2 protein-coding genes are annotated in these 1,035 nt (G+C 56.9%); both read left to right on the forward strand.

The window, feature by feature from the left end; all coding sequences use genetic code 11:
- Positions 1-140: 140 nt before the first annotated feature.
- On the forward strand, positions 141-644 hold the full coding sequence (locus O0S09_RS09945; RefSeq protein WP_268923821.1) for a hypothetical protein: 504 nt from the start codon (positions 141-143) through the stop codon (positions 642-644).
- On the forward strand, positions 644-841 hold the full coding sequence (locus tag O0S09_RS09950) for a hypothetical protein (RefSeq protein WP_268923822.1): 198 nt from the start codon (positions 644-646) through the stop codon (positions 839-841). Before O0S09_RS09945 ends, O0S09_RS09950 begins: the two co-directional genes overlap by 1 nt.
- Positions 842-1,035 lie beyond the last annotated feature (194 nt).

Below are 1,035 nucleotides of genomic sequence, written 5' to 3' on the forward strand. Positions count from 1 at the left end.
CATCCTGCCACAATCCAAGGACTCACGAACTACGGAAATATCCCATCCTGCCACACGTACCAAACCCCCGAACAACGGAAATACCCCATCCGCGAAAAACGCGCGAATGAAAAAACCAACACAACCACAGGACACCCGAAATGACCTACACCCCCTTCGATCCAAAAACCTTCCTCACCGTAACCCTCCCCCGCATCCACCCGCGCCCCAAAGACCCCTACGAAGCAGCCCTTCACAGCTGCGACCTTGCGTACGCCTTTGAAGAATGCCGCATCACCTGTCTTGAACAGTACCACGCAGACCTCCTGACCATCCGCAGCGAAAACTGCCAGAGCCGGGAATACCGCATCCACTGGCCTACCCGGACCACCTACACCGTAAACGTAGAAAAACTCCGGCAAGACCACCCCGACCTTCACCGGCAGCTCGTCTACCTCAAAGCAGCGGACGCAGAAAAATTCCTCGGCCGCAGCTACCTCTACAACGCAGCACGGAAATATGCCGGAGACCGCATCACCCCCTACGAAAAAGTCACCATACACGACCTCAAACAACACCTCCCCCCGACCGAACTCCCGCAGTACCTCACCGCAAAAGAACACACCCTTGACCCCGTCATCCTCACCGCAGCGGAGGCACCCTGATGGTATGGCGCGACCATGCACCGCTCCGTGACCGCGACCACCTCAGAAAACAACTCCTCGCCGGAAAAACCATCGAACAGATCGCACGGGAAAACCACTGCACCCGGGAAACCGTCAAAGCCGCCATGCACCATCACCAGATCAGACGCCCCCTCATCCGCATCCCAAAAGAGATGGAGCAGAAGCTCCGGCTCTGACACCCCCTCTTTTATACCGGAACACCGGACATCATCCGCCGCATCCCATCCGCAGCCGGGATCCCCTGCACAGGACACCGGAGACCATGGATGAACAGCATACCGAAAATATCCGGGGAAAAAAAGACGTGCGCGCATGCAGACCAAAGGAAAACACACCAAAATACGCTAACACGAACGAATCGCGCAGCATC

The organism is Methanocorpusculum vombati, assembly GCF_026891935.1.
Classification (GTDB): domain Archaea; phylum Halobacteriota; class Methanomicrobia; order Methanomicrobiales; family Methanocorpusculaceae; genus Methanocorpusculum; species Methanocorpusculum vombati.

Coding starts and splice junctions, on each gene's coding strand:
- O0S09_RS09945 (WP_268923821.1), top strand. CDS start 141: ATGACCTACACCCCCTTCGATCCAAAAACCTTCCTCACCGTAACCCTC.
- O0S09_RS09950 (WP_268923822.1), top strand. CDS start 644: ATGGTATGGCGCGACCATGCACCGCTCCGTGACCGCGACCACCTCAGA.